At 27.9% G+C, this 16883-nt stretch carries 14 protein-coding genes; 10 read left to right on the forward strand and 4 right to left on the reverse strand.

Features of this window, described 5'->3' with window-relative positions:
• Positions 1–292 precede the first annotated feature (292 nt).
• A complete protein-coding gene (locus H7355_RS01215) occupies positions 293–1060 on the forward strand; it encodes a substrate-binding periplasmic protein (protein WP_186644143.1) in 768 nt (255 codons plus the stop codon).
• A gap of 215 nt (positions 1061–1275) precedes the next feature.
• Here H7355_RS01215 and H7355_RS01220 read toward each other — a convergent pair whose 3' ends face one another.
• The gene (locus tag H7355_RS01220) at positions 1276–1932 is read right to left on the reverse strand and encodes a substrate-binding periplasmic protein (protein WP_186644145.1); all 657 of its coding nucleotides are present in this window, start codon (positions 1930–1932) and stop codon (positions 1276–1278) included.
• A gap of 459 nt (positions 1933–2391) precedes the next feature.
• Here H7355_RS01220 and H7355_RS01225 point away from each other — a divergent pair, with 459 nt between their 5' ends.
• The 9 genes from H7355_RS01225 (at position 2392) to H7355_RS01265 (ending at position 11956) form a co-directional block, all read left to right on the forward strand.
• The gene (locus H7355_RS01225) at positions 2392–2841 is read left to right on the forward strand and encodes a ricin-type beta-trefoil lectin domain protein (protein ID WP_186644147.1); all 450 of its coding nucleotides are present in this window, start codon (positions 2392–2394) and stop codon (positions 2839–2841) included.
• Between the two features lie 292 nt (positions 2842–3133).
• Entirely contained in the window at positions 3134–4372 is a 1239-nt protein-coding gene (locus H7355_RS01230) for a multidrug effflux MFS transporter (protein WP_186644149.1), read from the forward strand.
• A gap of 74 nt (positions 4373–4446) precedes the next feature.
• Entirely contained in the window at positions 4447–5634 is a 1188-nt protein-coding gene (locus H7355_RS01235) for a 3-dehydroquinate synthase family protein (RefSeq protein WP_186644151.1), read from the forward strand.
• Positions 5635–5666: 32 nt separating this feature from the next.
• A complete protein-coding gene (locus H7355_RS01240) occupies positions 5667–6548 on the forward strand; it encodes a TIM barrel protein (protein ID WP_186644153.1) in 882 nt (293 codons plus the stop codon).
• A 196-nt stretch (positions 6549–6744) separates the two neighbouring features.
• Complete coding sequence (locus H7355_RS01245; protein ID WP_186645383.1) at positions 6745–7053, forward strand: thiamine-binding protein; 309 nt, start codon at positions 6745–6747, stop codon at positions 7051–7053.
• A gap of 369 nt (positions 7054–7422) precedes the next feature.
• Complete coding sequence (locus H7355_RS01250; RefSeq protein WP_186644155.1) at positions 7423–8736, forward strand: phosphatidylinositol-specific phospholipase C domain-containing protein; 1314 nt, start codon at positions 7423–7425, stop codon at positions 8734–8736.
• A 460-nt stretch (positions 8737–9196) separates the two neighbouring features.
• Positions 9197–9751 carry a lipocalin family protein gene (locus H7355_RS01255; protein WP_186644160.1) on the forward strand — a complete coding sequence of 185 codons (555 nt, stop codon included), beginning with the start codon at positions 9197–9199 and terminating at the stop codon, positions 9749–9751.
• Positions 9752–10535: 784 nt separating this feature from the next.
• Positions 10536–11321 carry a hypothetical protein gene (locus H7355_RS01260; RefSeq protein ID WP_186644161.1) on the forward strand — a complete coding sequence of 262 codons (786 nt, stop codon included), beginning with the start codon at positions 10536–10538 and terminating at the stop codon, positions 11319–11321.
• A gap of 482 nt (positions 11322–11803) precedes the next feature.
• Positions 11804–11956: a site-specific integrase gene (locus tag H7355_RS01265; protein WP_186644162.1), complete on the forward strand. Its 153-nt coding sequence runs from the start codon at positions 11804–11806 to the stop codon at positions 11954–11956.
• 842 nt (positions 11957–12798) lie between these two features.
• Here the strand turns inward: H7355_RS01265 and H7355_RS01270 are convergent.
• The 3 genes from H7355_RS01270 to H7355_RS01280 form a co-directional block, all read right to left on the reverse strand.
• Entirely contained in the window at positions 12799–14226 is a 1428-nt protein-coding gene (locus H7355_RS01270) for a hypothetical protein (RefSeq protein ID WP_186644163.1), read from the reverse strand.
• 77 nt (positions 14227–14303) lie between these two features.
• Positions 14304–15275, reverse strand: a complete 972-nt coding sequence (locus H7355_RS01275; RefSeq protein WP_186644165.1) for a hypothetical protein — start codon at positions 15273–15275, stop codon at positions 14304–14306.
• A 104-nt stretch (positions 15276–15379) separates the two neighbouring features.
• Positions 15380–16864 (reverse strand): hypothetical protein, encoded by a 1485-nt coding sequence (locus H7355_RS01280; protein ID WP_186644167.1) that lies wholly within the window; start codon positions 16862–16864, stop codon positions 15380–15382.
• Positions 16865–16883: the final 19 nt, after the last annotated feature.

The following is a 16883-nucleotide window of genomic DNA, read 5'->3' on the forward strand; positions in this document are numbered from 1 at the left end:
GAGTTCTTTATAAACAGTTAGTGGCAAGAACTTTTCAGTGAATATTCTCAGCTTAAACTCCTCTATAGATATGCAAAGTTCTTAAAATATTTTCTTATTTAGTGGTGTCAACTTTTTTTATAAATATTTGAAAACTATGGAATAAAATTCCACTAAAAATTATATGGGCAGCGTCGAATTAGTTATTTCAAATAAACTTGCTTTCATTCATTTGACACCTGCTTCAAAAGATCATGTGCTGAAATATTTGATATTATCAATATAAGCAATTTCAACGGTGGCGGTATCTAGGATGCTTCAAAAAATTTGTAAAGTCACTATTTTACTTATATTTCTTTCCTTTCAAATGGGGTTTTGTACAGAAATCACCTTAGTCGCCGATTCAAGTTTTACAGGCGAGGTAGAAGAAACTCCAGAACACACTTTAGGAGGATTAGGTGGGAGTATTATTGCAAATGCCTTAAAAGCAAAGAATATTAAAATTAACATCGAATGGCGTCCATGGACTCGCGCATACAAAGAAGCATTAGATAATATTGATAGTAAAACATTTATAATAGCTTTAACGAGAATTCCTGAAAGAGAAGAAAAATTTGTATGGGTCTCCAAAATTTATGGTGCTTATACAACATTTATTACTTTGAAAAATGGAAAAAGAATAAATTCAATACTCGAAGCGAAAAACTCAACAATCGGAGTACTCGCTTCATCTTCTTATAGTGCTATCCTTAAAAGACCTGAGAATGGACTTAATCTTGATAAAATTGAAGAAGTGCCTATAGATATCAGAAACTTTAAAAAACTCGTACATAAAAGAATTGATACATGGTTTACAATTGAGTTAGTTGCATATTATGCAATCAAAAATCTTGCTAAAGAGGAAAAATTAACAAAAAATGATTTTGTTATCGGAAATCGTGTATCTATCCAACAAAAATACATTGGAACGACTTCAAAAACCTCACCAGATTTAATTAACAAAGTGAGAGATGCATTAGAATCATATAAGCGTACAAGCGAATATAAGATTATAATTGAACGTATCTCTGAAAACTTTTAAAGTAATTTATAAATTTAATTATATTTAAGTTTAAATTTTTATATAATATATGTTTTAATAAAGTTAAAAATTAAACTAATTATCTTGAATACCCCATTTATTTTTGAGGTTATGTAATATACCATTCTCCTTTAATTCTAACAAACCGCTATGAACTTTCTCGAGAAGCTTAATCCCATAATTATTATTTATTTTTCCTTCTTTCTTTTTTGCAATTAAAAAAAGTATTTCTTTGGTTTTTGCCCAACTATTTCTAATTCTTCAAGCCCAGAAAAATCTAAAATTCCAGTTTTCTTTTGGATTGCAAAAAATTCCTTTTCCCCAAGTATAAAGTCGCATCGTTTTGCTCTTAACAATTTGAATAATTGTTGCTCATCTCTTGCATAAATTAAAATATTATTTTTAAAACTAAGGTCTGAATAGTTTCTAGCAAATCGACCACAATAAGTATATGCATCTAAATCTTTATTATTTCGAATAATTGGTTTGTGAGGGTATTTACTCTTATTATAATATAATACAGTATTCGTTGAAAAAATGCGTTCTGAATATAAATAATCTATTCGTCTTTCACTGTTTTCAGTCGCACCCAATACGATTTGATAAACTCCCTTTTTGGTTAAATCCAAACATCTATTCCAAGGCAAACCTTCAATAACGAGCTTAAAATTTTTTCGTTTAGCAATTTCTTCTATTAAATCAATTACAAAACCTTTACTCAAATTTGGCTCAGCAGGATCCGAATATGTAAAAGGCGGTCTATTCGCCACATCCCAACAAGCTAAAACCTCTCTTTCTGGAGCAGAAAATGCAGAGCAAGTTATACATAAAATATAAATTAATATCATATTCTTCAAAAATATCGTAAACATTTTTAGCCTTGTTACCTTTAAAATATCAAAATATTTAAGTATAAAATTAGATTTAAAATTCTTAATCTTTAAAAAGCTTTAAAATTTTATTGATGAATTAATAATTGACTCTTAATTATTAAAAGCATACTAAAAACCAGCTTCTTAAAGATATAAAATTTAAACCATACTTCTTATATATCGGCACCATAAAATTATATTAAACCTCACCGTCACTGAAAAGTCGTTAATTTTAATCTAAATTTTATAATAAGACAATTTTCTTAAATTAAATCAGCACAATTAAGTTTTAATAAAGCAAACCGTGATTTCTTTGAAAAATTATTTATAACTAAAGAAGAACAAGTTGTCTTTATTCTTTTTGTTCATTATTTTGACAGAATCGCAATAGACAAAATATCTTAAAAGTCCTTCAATTATATGGTTTATAAATTAAAATTTTTTAGAAGGAGATCTTATATGAAAATGAAACATAATTTATTATCCAAAATTTCCTATATTTTGACTATTTTATCTTTCCCGTTAATAGCAAATGCTTTTCAAATAAAAGGTGTAGGGGATAAATGTCTTGATGTACCATATGGCTATACTTTTAATGGAAACCAAATACAAATGTGGGATTGTAACGGTAGCCCAAGTCAAAATTGGGAATTTATCGATGGCCATATTGTAGGTATTGGTGGAAAGTGCCTAGATGTTCCTTATGGTTATACTTTTAATGGAAATCGCATTCAACTTTGGGACTGCGTTGATGCTCAGAACCAAAAATGGGGGTTAAAAAATGGCCATATTGTAGGTGTGGGAGGTAAATGCCTTGATATTCCATATGCCTATACTTTTAATGGCATTTATATACAACTTTGGGATTGTAATAATAATATTCAACAATTGTGGAGTATTGCATGGTAAAATGAAACTAATTTTTACAATTAAACCTTCTTTCTAATGGACTCACTGATAAATTATTTGTTTAGTATTTGACATAGTGATCCAGCTAAGCATTTTTCATATTACTCAATTGACTATCCGCACTCTATCACCATTAAGCAAAATATCAGTAACGTTAAAGAGATTTTTTAAAATAAATTTATAAAAATTTGATAAATACACAAAATATATTTTTTTTTGACGATCCCCTTGCGCTCTCTTCTTGAATTTGAGAATCATTATCAATAAGGAATTTTAAAGTGGAAGAAAAAGAATGAATCAGACTCATCAAAATGAAAATGATATTTTGCTTACCGAGGGAAAAAGCAAGTGGCTTGTTATCCTTTTAGGTGTATTGACAGCATTTGATCCCTTAACAATCGATATGTATTTGCCTGCTTTTCAAGCTATTCAAAAAGATTTACACACTCACATCTCTTTTGTTGAATTATCTGTTTCTACATTTTTCATAGGGATGGCTATAGGCCAACTTATTTACGGACCTTTATCTGATAGGTTTGGAAGGAAAAAGCCATTGCTTGGAGGAATGTATCTTTATCTCTTAGCTTCATTTGGGTGTGCATTATCTGAAAATATCTATCTGTTTATCATCTGTAGAATTCTTCAAGCTTTTGGAGGATCTGCCAGTATGGTGATAAGCAGGGCTGTCGTTCGTGATCTATTTGATAAAAAGCATGTTGCAATTTTTTTATCAAATATAGCCTTAGTTTTAGGAATTGCTCCCATTATAGCCCCATCAATTGGCGCATTTTTAAATTCGATTTTTGGCTGGAGGTCTATATTTTATACCTTAGCTATATTAAATTTAATTTGTATTTGTATAGTTACCTTTTTTCTTCCAGAGACAAACTCAACAAAACATGAAAATATAAAATTAAGTTTAGTAATTAACTCGTATAAAATGTTACTTAAAGATAAACACTTCATTGGTTATCTTATTCCTGATATAGCAATAAGAGCAGGAATGTTTGCATATATAGCAGGATCACCATTTGTCTTTATTGAACTTTTTAAAATGACACCGCAGCAATACGGGTTAGTTTTTGGAATGAATGGATTGGGAATATTAATAGCTTCACAAGTTAATAAAAAACTTCTTATTAAATGGAATGCAGAAACAATTTGTACTAAATCTGTCAAAGTTTCTTTCATAGCTGCTTCTCTAATTTTGGCCTTTTCTTTTAATATAAATTTAGTATTTCCTTTTCTTATATCATTATTTATTTTTATAAGTATGTTGAATTTAATTAGCCCTAATTCAATAGCGATTGCTTTGTCTCCTTATGGACATCAAGCTGGAACAGCTTCAGCATTATATGGAAGCTTGCAGTGGAGTATGGCTTTTTTCTCATCCCTATTAGTTAGCTACTTTCATAATGGAACAGCGTTACCAATGTCGAGTGCTATATTTTTCTGTGGTGTTATTTCTCTAATAGGCTATGTTTTATTAATAAAACCACAATTGAATCTAAAAAAATCGAACACAAGTTAACTTATATTTATTCTTTAAATTTAAAAATTTTTAATTACATTTATTTAATTTATTATATAAATTGGGGGCTATTTATGCAAAATTACGCTTATATTGAATCTAACTTAGAATCGAATATTTATTTTAATAACAATTTAGTGCCTGGCAGAGGAATTGAATTTTCTACTGAATTAGACGTACCTTCTCCATACTATTTCGGATATAAAATAGAGAATATTTTGTTGAAAAATTTAGAAAAATTTGAATTTGATAAATTATTCTTTTTAACTGAAGAGTCTGTTTTTAAGATCTATGGAGAGTCGTTATATAAAAAAATAAAAAATAAGTTTCCAAATACATTTTTGAATATACTCCTTGCTGGAGAACAAAATAAATATTTTAAAAATCTTGAAGAACTATGTGAGCTATTGATTGAACAAAATATTTCAAAAAAATCCATTTTAATCGGTTTTGGAGGTGGTGGTGTCGGCAACTTAGTTGGCCTAACTGCGGGACTGATTTATAGAGGCATAAGGTTTATTGAAATTCCTACAACATTTACTGGGCAAACTGACAGTACTTTAAGCAATAAGCAAGCTGTCAATGGCAAGAGAGGAAAAAACCATTTTGGCCTCTATCATTCACCTATTTTCATAATTGGAGATACATATTATCTTCATACTGAACCTAAAAACGCCAGAAGAGCAGGTATTATTGAAGGAATCAAAAATGGTCTGATATCAGATAAGTGTTTTTTTGAATATTTATATGAAAATTTAGCATTTTATAATGCAGAAAATGCATTTAAGAATAACGATCTCGCGTTAAAAATAATTCAATCTAAACTTGAAATATTGAGGAAAGACCCATCTGAAAAGCATTATGGAATCATATTAGAATATGGACATACTTTTGGACACGCTCTTGAATGGCTCATGAAAGGTAAAATTTTGCATGGAGATGCTGTTTCTTTTGGTATGAGAATAGCAGCTGAATTATCGAATGAGATTGGTTTACTTTCAAAAGAAGAGGTCAATTTGCATTATGATATAATTGAGAATAAGTTAGGATATAAAGATCCCTTTCCAGCTGAAATTTCTTCTGATATGCTGATTGAAGCAATGATTAATGATAATAAAAAAACAGGTAGAGAATTGCGATTTGTTTTACTCGAAAAAATTGGAAAATGCTATAACCCTGAAGGTGACTACCTTGTGACTGTAGATCTAAACATAGTAAAAAAAGTTTTAGATAATTATATTTTAAAAAATAAAATTCAATAAAATAATACAATATATTTAATAAAGAGAAAAATATGTATTCTGTTTTAAATATCACAAAAGACTATGATGCAGACAATAGCAAAATGAGTTCAACAATTGGTCATGAAGAAGAAGATTTTTTGCAGTCTTGTAAATTTGCGTACAAATATGAATACATGGGAATTAATGTAGATTTAGAACAGCCAAAATATTCTATTTATGAAATGAAAAGCATTTTAAATGATTTTGGCTTAATTCCTACATCTTTTCATTTTACTGTTAAATTAACAGGGACTGATAATGAGTTTTACAATAGTTTAAAAAAATTCTCGATTCAATCTGAAAATGCTGCAAAAATAGGATGTAAAATTGCATTAAATTATCTTCCTCCATTTTCAAATAATTTAAATTTTGATTCCTTATTTAAGTTATATGTAAAAAGGTTGAATCTGGTTAAAAATATTTTAATTAATAATGATATAAAGATTGCTTTTGAATTTATTGGACCTACTGAAACACGAGTACATACAAAATATGATTTTATTCATACAATTGATGGTGTGAGATGTTTAATAAGTGCCGCTGATCTATATCAAAATGCTGGTTTTAAACTAGATGTACATCATTGGCAGCATAGCGGAGCCTCGCTTTTAGATCTGCAGCATTTGGACTTAGAAAATATTATATATTTAGAGTTAAATGATGGATTGACAGGATATAATCAATTTACAATTCCAGAGTTTAAAAGAACTTTGCCATTAAAAACTGGTGTTAACGATGTTAAAGGATTTTTAATGACTTTATATAATAAAGGCTATAGAGGTCCTGTTGCTATCGAACCTTGGAATGACGAGTTGGCATCAATGAGCATGGAAGAGGCAATAAAACAATCAAAGAAGTCTCTTAATGAATGCTTTAAATTAATTAACTTATAAATATTTTCCTGAACTCCTAAAACATTTACTTATGACTATAAAAAGTTTATGAGCTAGTCTGGAAGCCTAAGTCAGATTATGACTTAGGATGGATGTTGAAGAAAAGAAATTCTTATTTTTTGGACTGGCAAAATTTAAAAAAGTAACAGTTATACAACAGCTCATTTTAACCCTACAAGCACTTAAGGATATAAACATGAATAATGAAAATGGTAATCCTATTATTAGCGTAGCTTTTCAAGTGATACCAAAAGTCTCAGGTAGCCTAAATGCTTATGATATTGTGGATAAAGCAATTAAGATTGTTCAAGACTCAGGCGTAAAGTTCGAAGTGGGACCAATGGAAACTACTATGGAAGGTCAGCAAGATGAGTTATTTAATATTGTTAAACAAGCTCAAGACGAGTGTATTAAAAATGGAGCACTTGAAGTTATGACTTTTGTTAAAATACATTATCGACCTTCAGGTGTAACTATTTCTGAAAAAGTTTCTAAATACCGTTAATTTAAATAAATATTTTTTTATCTGTGTTGAATCTCTTTCAGGTTCAATAAAATGCTAATAATCGATTATAAAATTAAACAATAAATTAATATATTGATAATATTTTTTTGAAAGCGTAATTTTCAACTAAAGATTATTTTATTCTATGATAAAATTAATTATTCTTATTATAGATATATTTTTTATCAAATTTTTTTTATTTTTTTTCATACAATCATCACTATAAATACTCTTATATTTTAAAAAATCTACACTTTCCTATTATATAAAAAATAATTTACTATAGTTTCTTTGACTTTAGAAAAGCATTAGATAAAAATGAAAAAATAATTTTAAGATTTAGATCTTATATTAATTCGGAGGGTTTTTATGTTCAAAATAATTATAAATAATTTAATTATTTCTTTTTCAATTTTATTATATTCTAATACCTTATTTGCAGCTTCTAAAACAAAATATTTATATATAAACAATTTTTCTAATACAAATATTTTTAATTTACTAACAGAAAATGTTGATAATTCTGATTGGGATGGTGTATCTCGACCAGACAAAAATATAAATGGAAAATCATTGGCTTCGGGTCAGAAATTATCTGAACGGGAAGAAATTAACACTTATAAAAATACACATTGTTTTAATTTGAATATACATATGAAAGATGAGATTCCTAATATAAGAGTTTGTTTGGATTCAGATTGGACAAACCAAAACTGGCGAACCTTGTATATTGGAAATAAATATGATGTTGTGAGTTATGGCCAAACAAATGATGTGTATATAGATGTTATAAACCATGTCGATTTGCAAAATTGGACAACTAACTTGCCAGATAGTATGCCAATAGCAAAAATGAGTATCCCTGGGACACATGATTCCGGTACATGGCATTATAATAATTTCATAATGAATTCTTTTGTCAGGACACAGAGAACAAGTTCCACTTTTTTCGTTCAATTAGATGAAGGGATCCGCTTTTTTGATATTCGCGTAAAACCAGAGAAAGACTATGTATGGTCTTTGTATCATTCATCGTTTTATTTAGGCATTTCGTTCAATCAATTTTTGGACAATGTCAGTGAATGGTTAAATAAGCATCCATCAGAGACGCTGTTTGTCAGTATAAAAGAAGATCAAAGCAATACTGGAGCTCCTTCTAATAATGATATTTTATCAAAATATATAAATGATTATGCCAATAAAATTAAATGGCTGCTTGATGTAAATGATTCTACTACTCTTGCTCATGCTCGTGGAAGATTAATACTGCTCAATCGCTTTAATGAAACACCAGGCGTTAATTTGAAAGCTTGGCCAGACGATGTTGCCAACGGTACTTTTACAGCAAATAACTTTACAGTTTGGTTGCAAGATTCCTATACTTCTGGTGGCAGTGACAAATCTGCTGCAATTTTAAGATTTATGTACAATCATTTTAAATCTCCGAATACCGAACTAAAATTTAATTTTATGTCTTCATCAACTTCATCCTGCTTCTATAAACCCAAAGAATGCAAAAATAGTTTCATGCCTCATGTTAATTATGCAATAAATCAAAACTCAGAAACTTCATCCGGAAGTAACGGAAATATAAAATACTTTCCAAATGGAGTTATTCCGATGGATTTTTATGATGTGGAATTATCCCGTTTTATTGCTGCAATGAATCAATTTAGTCTTTAGTTTAATTCCATCTATTTTGAAAGATGATCGTAAGAACTTTTTTTGCTGAAAAAATGTCAAGTTGAAATGGGAGTTACAAATAAATTGCAAAGTTATTATTACGTTAAATAAAGCAAATGTATCATAAAAAAAATATATTTATATTTCTTGGAAGAATTTTGGCAACTTCTTCTGCATGATTTTCATACAAAAAAATGTGCATTGGAGAACAAGAATGACTTTTAGAAATATTTTGAATTAAAAAGATACAAGAAAGAATTTGCAGAAACTAGACCCATCTAAAGTCCTGAAGAGGAAATCACTGCTAACTCTTTTTTATTAAAGATCAATTCTCCTCAATTTGAGATAAGAACAAATAGTAAAATTTTTTAGTAGATTTTTTTTGTACTTTATCAATAATAGAAATTCTTTCGCTTGTGGGTAGCCACAGGGAGCATTTTTTAACAAAGGAGAAGAACTTATGATTCAATGCATAAAAATTACCTTATACTTATTCATTACTTTTTTTTCACAATTTATTCACTCTCAAGAAGTTGTTAAAAATGATTTGAAATCATCGGAGTTTAATTTTGATATTACTAAATATTTAGGCACTTGGTATGAACAAGTTCGGTTACCAACATCCTTTCAAAAAAAATGCGACTCTTCTTCAGCACAATACACTTTAAATAATGATGGTACAATTAAAGTACTAAACATATGCAACAGAATAGATGGAAGCAGTAACGAAATTATTGGAAAAGCAAAAATTGATTCTAAAGATCCTAGTGGTCGAAATTTAATTGTTAGTTTTAATTTTATTACAGATATTATTAATTTTTTTAAAGGAGTGAACTATTCAATATATTATATTGATAACTCTTATAAATATGCAATAGTTGGCACCCCACAAAAAGACATGTTGTGGATTTTAACAAGAGAAAAAACGATTCCTTCTGAGGCATTGGAAAAACTCATAAATTCAGCTAAAGAATTTGGCTTTGATATTTCTAAGATCATATACGATAAACGCTAGTTTCGTAGTTTTTATTTTATAGAAATTACCTCTAACGCTGAAATTAAATTAATAATGAACAGCGATTATGGAGAAATACTTGGTAACCATCCAGCTTGATTGCCCTAATAGCTAGAAATTCTATGGGCAAATTATTGGCTGAAAAAACCAAAAACAAAGAAAAATGAATTCATATCAAATGTAAATATAATACATGCGGAGCGGACTCTCTGTATGTGAGACTTGCCGATAAAAAAAATTGCCCTCTTGTAACCTGTGATAAAGAGCAGGCACAAAAACATTCTAAATTTATATAAATTTAATAAGGAATAATTATTTCTTTTTTGAACTGATAATGTAATTGTTACTTGATTTCATAAATTGAATAGAAAGAGCATTATTATTTTATTTAGATTCAGAAATTATGCTAAAAAGTAGTTTTCTACTATATTGAAGATCTTTATTAAGATAATTATTACTATGTATTTTTTTAATTAATATCTTACAATAAACTATTTTTAAGCTCACCTAAAGAATATATTCGCTCTATTCTTTATTTAGCAAAGTATCTATTTTATTTATTGACATATGAATTTTATGCTGCTATTAAGTAGCTTGATACAAAAATATTAATGTAAAAAAATATTTGATTTCTGTTCATTAAAATCAGAAAAACAGTAATTTATTCGAAGAAGATCTTTAACATATGCTTAGGAAAGATTTCTCAATCCGATTGAGAAATCTTTCTAAAATATAAATGTTTTAGAATTTATAAAAACTTATTTTTCTTGATAGGAGATAAAAAATGAAATTTATGACTTTTCAATTAAATAACATTAATAGAGTACTCATAGTCCCTATTTTATGTGGAACGGCTATTCAAGCTTATGCAGATGATTGTTCACAAAGCTTTCCTACCACTCATAACTATTGTGGATATACAAACACATGCACGATCCAACCAGGTGAAGAAAAGCATTGTGACAATGGAAGTAATGGCAACCATAGCTATTGGTATACCATGAGCCCATTTTCTCATGATACAGGTTACTTCCTAGTTGGAGCAGGTGTTTTAAAACCAGTACCAAAAATGGTTTTTACCTCAACAAGCCCTATTTTTAACGGCACAGTTCACGTTAAAAGCACTTTATCAAATGGTATTGGAGGAGAATGGACTTCATCAGAAGCAGATATGTCAAACGCGGCAGTTACCACCTTAGCAGAAGGAGGTAATTATAATTATCGATATAATATCTACATTAAAAACAATTCATACCAAACAGTTACTATAAAGTACAATGTTTGTGCTCATTTTTATGGAGACGAAGGACCAGCAAACGGAATCTACTGTGGCAATTTGCCTCCTCCTCCTCCATCAAAATTTAATGAATGGAAAGATGCTCCAGACAATGTAGCAAATAAAGATGATATATATGTATATCAAAACCCTTACACTCGAACTGTTGACTATTTTAAAGCTAAACATAATGGAGAGTATTGGTACTTTCCTTCGGATCAAACTGATAATGATGATTGGATATATTTAGGACATATTGATCCCACTTTTTGTATCATTGCAGGGCACTGCTAACTGGTTAATACGGGAAAACCATCTACTTGGGGAAGTGAAGAGCAATAAATTATTCTTTCAAAGAAAAACATACGTTGTACTCTGTGACAGTTAGGAAGCCTTTATACATTCAAAGTAAATAGTGAAAATAGAAACCCTGTAATTAAATTCCTGGTTTTTTTTAATTCATAGTTACTTTAAAGTTAAGATGAAGTCCGTCATTGAGTTTAAGACTGAGAGCAAAAGGTTATCGAGAAGCCTACAAAAGTTAAAAGAAAGACTTGGATTTATTAAGCACATACCTCTAGCCTCGCAAGCTAGGGAGTAGTCATTAATATCCTGCCAATCTCTAAAATTTCTGTTACCTTTTGCAAAAGTGGAAGAGACGGTTTTGTTTCAATCACTCTTGAAATTAAAGGAACAATTTCATACTGCACAAAAATTGAGATCACATGCGAGCACAGGGAAAATTGGCAGAATAATTTTTAGAAGGACATTCACCTATGACATTAGAAAATATTTTAGAGCTCTTTCTTAAAAGCCTGCAAACGAAAGGTGCATCTTCCCAAACACTAAGAGCGTATAAACTCGATCTATTAGATTACTTAAAACATTTAAATGAAAACGAGTTCTCAGAGGAAGCAACTCCTCTCTAAAGTCTGCTTGTCGACGCCACAAGTATTCAGGAAGTTTTAATAGAGCAATATTTGAACTTTTGGTTTATATAATTATATCAAAATTAATGTTTCTAATATATGATTTCTTGCTTGTTTTTGAATCGTAAAAGCATCAAGAATTAAATTTGATGCTTTAAAAGAGGACATTGGATTGGAGAGTAAAAATTGGTTATAGGACTCTGGAACATCTCTCATGAAGTATTTAAATGAAGTTAAAGAATTATGATGTCTTCCATTAACGTTGCCTAAACTAGATATTTTTTCCAAGATTTTCATTCTTTATATAAGGCTTTATGACAAAATTCATCCCATTTTACGTTTAAACTATCTATTGTATTAACTAAATCACGACATTTACGGTATTTCTTTCCAATGTTGTGATAAGGATAGAAAGGAGCCCAAGATGCTGAAGATCCTAAATGCATTGATGATGGTGGATATCCTGTTCCATACAAAGAAAAAAGATAAGGCTGGTTAACTAACTCACTTGGAGGCTAAACCAATAGACTATGAATTGTAACTAATATTGCAAAATGAAACGCCTGTATGTTCACTAGTCTAAAGGAAATTGAAAAATGAAAATCAAAAATTTTTAACATTATCTTGAAACAAGAATAAGTCCTGAAGAAATAAAAGAAATTGAAGTTCAAGCATTAAAATCATTACAAAACGTTATAGCACAAGCTTTGAATAATTACATGAATCAAAAAAATATAGGATTTGATGAACTCGGTAAGCGGTAAGAATTCGTACAGAATCGGGCCACTTTAAAAAAATGCGTATAAAATAGGCGTTCTAATAATTTTTATAGCTAAAAAATATTAGAACTTAAATATATTAGGTTTATTAGGATTAATCATTGGATTTGTCCAATTAATTAAATAACCTTTATATCCTAAATATTTTAATAGAATTTTATTAACAAGATTATACATCATTTTTTCATTAAAAAAACATTCGTTAATATTGTCAGATTTTTTAACTTTTTTGTCATCAAGACGAAGATATTCATTCCCATGTAAATAATCATTTCTTGTTGCAATACATTTTTGTTCTTCTTTAGAAAGATCTATACCATATAATTCAAATGGTTTATTAAGTTTTTCTTTATTAGTAGGACTATTTAAATTATCAATTCTATTTTTTATTATTCTTTTATTTTCATTAGATATTTCAAATTCATCTAATTTATTTATGAGTGTTTCTTTTAATTTTATCCATATCATTTTATCATTAATGACTTTTTTATAATTATTCTCATTACTTTCCTTGATGATATCAGTAATAATTTCTAAAGAAACTGACAGTAAAGAGCCCCTAACATCTATTGCAGATTGTTCACTCATAGCTAATAGTATGTATTCGATTGCGTACAAGATCCTAATATTAGATAAAATTTTATTAAAGCACCCACTAATTACTTTTGAATCTAATGGACATATAATTTCAGAATTTTCATTTTCTTCTCTTATTAAGCTTATTGGTACTGGATGAAAATTGGAATCTAACTCTTTACTTCCTCTTATGAAAATTTGTTTTAAAATGTTATTTTTGTGGTCACTTATTGTAATAAAATAATTTGACATAGATAAACAGCCTGTCAAATATGACAAAAAAACTTTTAATTTACTAGCTACATCTAAAAACATATCAACATTATCGGTATTATATTTCGATTCAAATATTAATATTTTTTCTTGATTTAATTTAATTAATTCTATTTCTGGATTATGATCAATTACTATATTTGAGTAACTAGACCTTAGATAATGATAGTAATTATTTGTTCTAATATGTAAGTCGTCAGGTAAATAAAAATCTTTTTTATATGAAATATATTTCCTAAGTATAAAATTATTTAAAGCGTTATATTCTTCATTCTTGTAATTTTTAATTACTATTTTTAATGCTAGTCCTGAAATATGATAATTTATTTTGTCACTTTTAAATTCTGTATTAACTATTATATTGTACAAATTCTTAATAATTAATAAATTTTCCCCAGATTTTATTGTAATCAAATCTGGTAATCTATCAAATTTAACAATTTCTGATTTACTTTTTATTTCTTGAGAAAACTCTGATTTCCACACTAAATCATCGGTAAAGTAAAACTTCCATCCTTTTAATATAGAATCTTCAGCAACACCTGAAAACTCTGATAATTTCTTAATTCCATTTAAATATAATTCTAAATCAATTTTTTTAATCGAAGATTTTTCAAGAAAATCATAATCTGCATTAATCATCAATTTTTCCTAATTTCTCTTATTAAATTATTTCAAGAAAAACTAAAAAATCAGTTATATTACTGAATTTTTAGATTCTAGTTTGTCTGAGTAAAAATTGTCGTATCAATTCCATATTTTTCAAAAATATGATTAAGATGATTCTGAATATTTTTTTCCAGCTCTGTTTTTCCTGGAATTGAATTTTTGTAAAAAACAGTTCTGAATCCACGAACATCAAATGGCAATACCGATGAAATGTCATTATCACATAAAACTATTGTTTCTTTTTTAAGTGCATGTGCATACCCAAGTTCATAAAATACGTTGGGATTAGATTCAGAAATTTCAGCAATAATTATTTCTGATGTATTTATTTGATTTTTTATATCATCAATAATATAATTATTACTAAAAATTTCATCAGAACGAGTAATATTAATATCTTTAGCTTTAAATATTGGTTTAATTACGTCAGCATATATTCTATCATATGGATCTCCAAACTTCATAATACAAAAAGCCCTGATTTTATTGTTTATAACTTTATATTCTTCTAATATGATATCACTATTAGAACCTAAAGTTAAACCACAGTTTGAACTCAGTGTTTCAAAATTTATATTTGCAGAACACATAGCTATATTATCAATATAAAACTCTACATTAGATCCTTTTCTCAAAATTTTTAATAATATATTTTTATTATATTTAGGATTATATGAATATGAAGAAGAAATTGTTTCGAATTCATACTTCTCACCTTTCTTAAAAAATTTTCTAATTTGATGACCGAAAGTTTTTATTGCACATGAATAAAAAGATCCGTCTTGTATATTACAAGAAAACGTGATATCTAAAAAAAAACTTTCTGGAATGTCATTTGGAAAGATTACATTGCACGAAATTTCACCAGATATAAACTTTTCATTAAAAATTAAATTAGAGCTATTTACAACTTCCTTATCGCTCCCAATTATTTTTTGTCCTGTATATCCTCCACGAAAAGTTATTTTACTTTCTTCTATTTCGGCATAATTACTTCCATTCATCACAATAAACTTGTTCATAGTAGATCCTTTTAATTATAATAAGTTAGATATAATATTGTTTTTATAATAAAAATAATTGTCTAATATTTTAAAAATTCTCCTTAAATTAATAAAATATTTATTCAATTAAATCCAGATGTTTGTATTATATCTTTTAAATTTGGTAAAATAAGTGAAATATTCCTAATGGACTTGTTTATACTGGAGTCATCTTTTAATGTATTCAAAGAATTTTTAAGTCTAATTATTTTATTGCATATGTCTTTTAAAGATTCATTTGTAAATTTAATAAGAAGTAAATTTTCAATCATCATGATAAAGTAATTTTTACACAATTCATGCTGCAATTTTATTGCTATTATCTCATTCTTAAAAGATAATAAAGCAATTAATGCTTGTTCTTCGTTAAATTTATTAATTAAGGATAGATAATATGGTTCTGCATTCCAAGCTTTTCCATTGCCGTTTGTTATATAACACTCAATAATTGTAGTTACATATTCATAATCAATATTTTTAATAGAATTTCCATTTTCTCCAACTAAAGCTAATAATTTTTTTGCAAAAATAGGTTCACTATAAAAATTATTTGAAGCTCTATGAGCATCTTTGAGCTCTGTAAGTGATAGAGAAACTTCAACAGATCTCATCCCTTCTGTAATAAAAGAAAGGCCATCTACAAGATCGAGAAAACGGCGAGCATAATCTTTTGACTCAATTTCACCACAGTTTGCAAATGATGCGTGTCTGCGACCAATCTGGTGTTTTGTCTCAATATCAATATATTGCCATAAACTTAATGCTAATAAGTTAATATTTTGTCTTGTTTCTTGTGAAGTATCTTCTCTAGTATATATTCCAAAAAATCCAAGCATTAACGTATTTGCCTCATGTCGATTTAAAGTATTAAAAAATAACGATATTTCAATCGCATCCTGATCTGATAAAGTTTTACTTCTGATATTTGATAAAAGTTTTTTTATTTTAATTTTACTATCTGTATATGGTAATTTAATTACTTCTATTATACATGTTTCAAGCCAAGAAATTAAATTTAAACCTGTTATAGTGCTATTGTTTGGATGAGCAGCACTTGTCCAATTTCTCATATATCTTATAAAATCAAGATGTTTATAACCAATTTCAGATATAATTTCTATATTTCTTGCACCTTGAATTAACTTATAATCATCTAATTTACAAAGGTCATCTTCAATTCTTAATGATTTTTTTTCATCTGAAGATAAATTAGCATTATCAAAAAAATAGCTGATATCATAATTAGAAATTCTTTTTCTAAGTTCAATAATTGTTTCATTCCATAAATAATTGAGTGCTGCATCAAATAATCCTGCAGCTACTGCAGCAAAAAATTTGGAGATATAATTTGATTCATGAATTATATCTTCCTTGAGATTAGATAATACTTCATTAGCATTTTTAAATACAATGAGTCTCTGATTTGCTGGGACAAATATATTATCTACAGGAAGTCCCATTCTTTTAATTACAGAAATAAATTCTTTTTCAAAATTGCTTAATGAAGAATTATAGTCATTATTTTTTTTATCAAAAATCAACAAATTGAAATTATTATTGGCACTCACTTTTATGAATCTCCTATTA

This window comes from Fluviispira vulneris, assembly GCF_014281055.1.
In the GTDB taxonomy this organism is placed as follows: domain Bacteria; phylum Bdellovibrionota_B; class Oligoflexia; order Silvanigrellales; family Silvanigrellaceae; genus Silvanigrella; species Silvanigrella vulneris.

Excerpts from the sequence above, each read along its gene's own strand:
- H7355_RS01215 (WP_186644143.1), top strand. The coding sequence starts at position 293 with ATGCTTCAAAAAATTTGTAAAGTCACTATTTTACTTATATTTCTTTCC.
- H7355_RS01220 (WP_186644145.1), bottom strand. The coding sequence starts at position 1,932 with ATGTTTACGATATTTTTGAAGAATATGATATTAATTTATATTTTATGT.
- H7355_RS01225 (WP_186644147.1), top strand. The coding sequence starts at position 2,392 with ATGAAAATGAAACATAATTTATTATCCAAAATTTCCTATATTTTGACT.
- H7355_RS01230 (WP_186644149.1), top strand. The coding sequence starts at position 3,134 with ATGAATCAGACTCATCAAAATGAAAATGATATTTTGCTTACCGAGGGA.
- H7355_RS01235 (WP_186644151.1), top strand. The coding sequence starts at position 4,447 with ATGCAAAATTACGCTTATATTGAATCTAACTTAGAATCGAATATTTAT.
- H7355_RS01240 (WP_186644153.1), top strand. The coding sequence starts at position 5,667 with ATGTATTCTGTTTTAAATATCACAAAAGACTATGATGCAGACAATAGC.
- H7355_RS01245 (WP_186645383.1), top strand. The coding sequence starts at position 6,745 with ATGAATAATGAAAATGGTAATCCTATTATTAGCGTAGCTTTTCAAGTG.
- H7355_RS01250 (WP_186644155.1), top strand. The coding sequence starts at position 7,423 with ATGTTCAAAATAATTATAAATAATTTAATTATTTCTTTTTCAATTTTA.
- H7355_RS01255 (WP_186644160.1), top strand. The coding sequence starts at position 9,197 with ATGATTCAATGCATAAAAATTACCTTATACTTATTCATTACTTTTTTT.
- H7355_RS01260 (WP_186644161.1), top strand. The coding sequence starts at position 10,536 with ATGAAATTTATGACTTTTCAATTAAATAACATTAATAGAGTACTCATA.
- H7355_RS01265 (WP_186644162.1), top strand. The coding sequence starts at position 11,804 with ATGACATTAGAAAATATTTTAGAGCTCTTTCTTAAAAGCCTGCAAACG.
- H7355_RS01270 (WP_186644163.1), bottom strand. The coding sequence starts at position 14,226 with ATGATTAATGCAGATTATGATTTTCTTGAAAAATCTTCGATTAAAAAA.
- H7355_RS01275 (WP_186644165.1), bottom strand. The coding sequence starts at position 15,275 with ATGAACAAGTTTATTGTGATGAATGGAAGTAATTATGCCGAAATAGAA.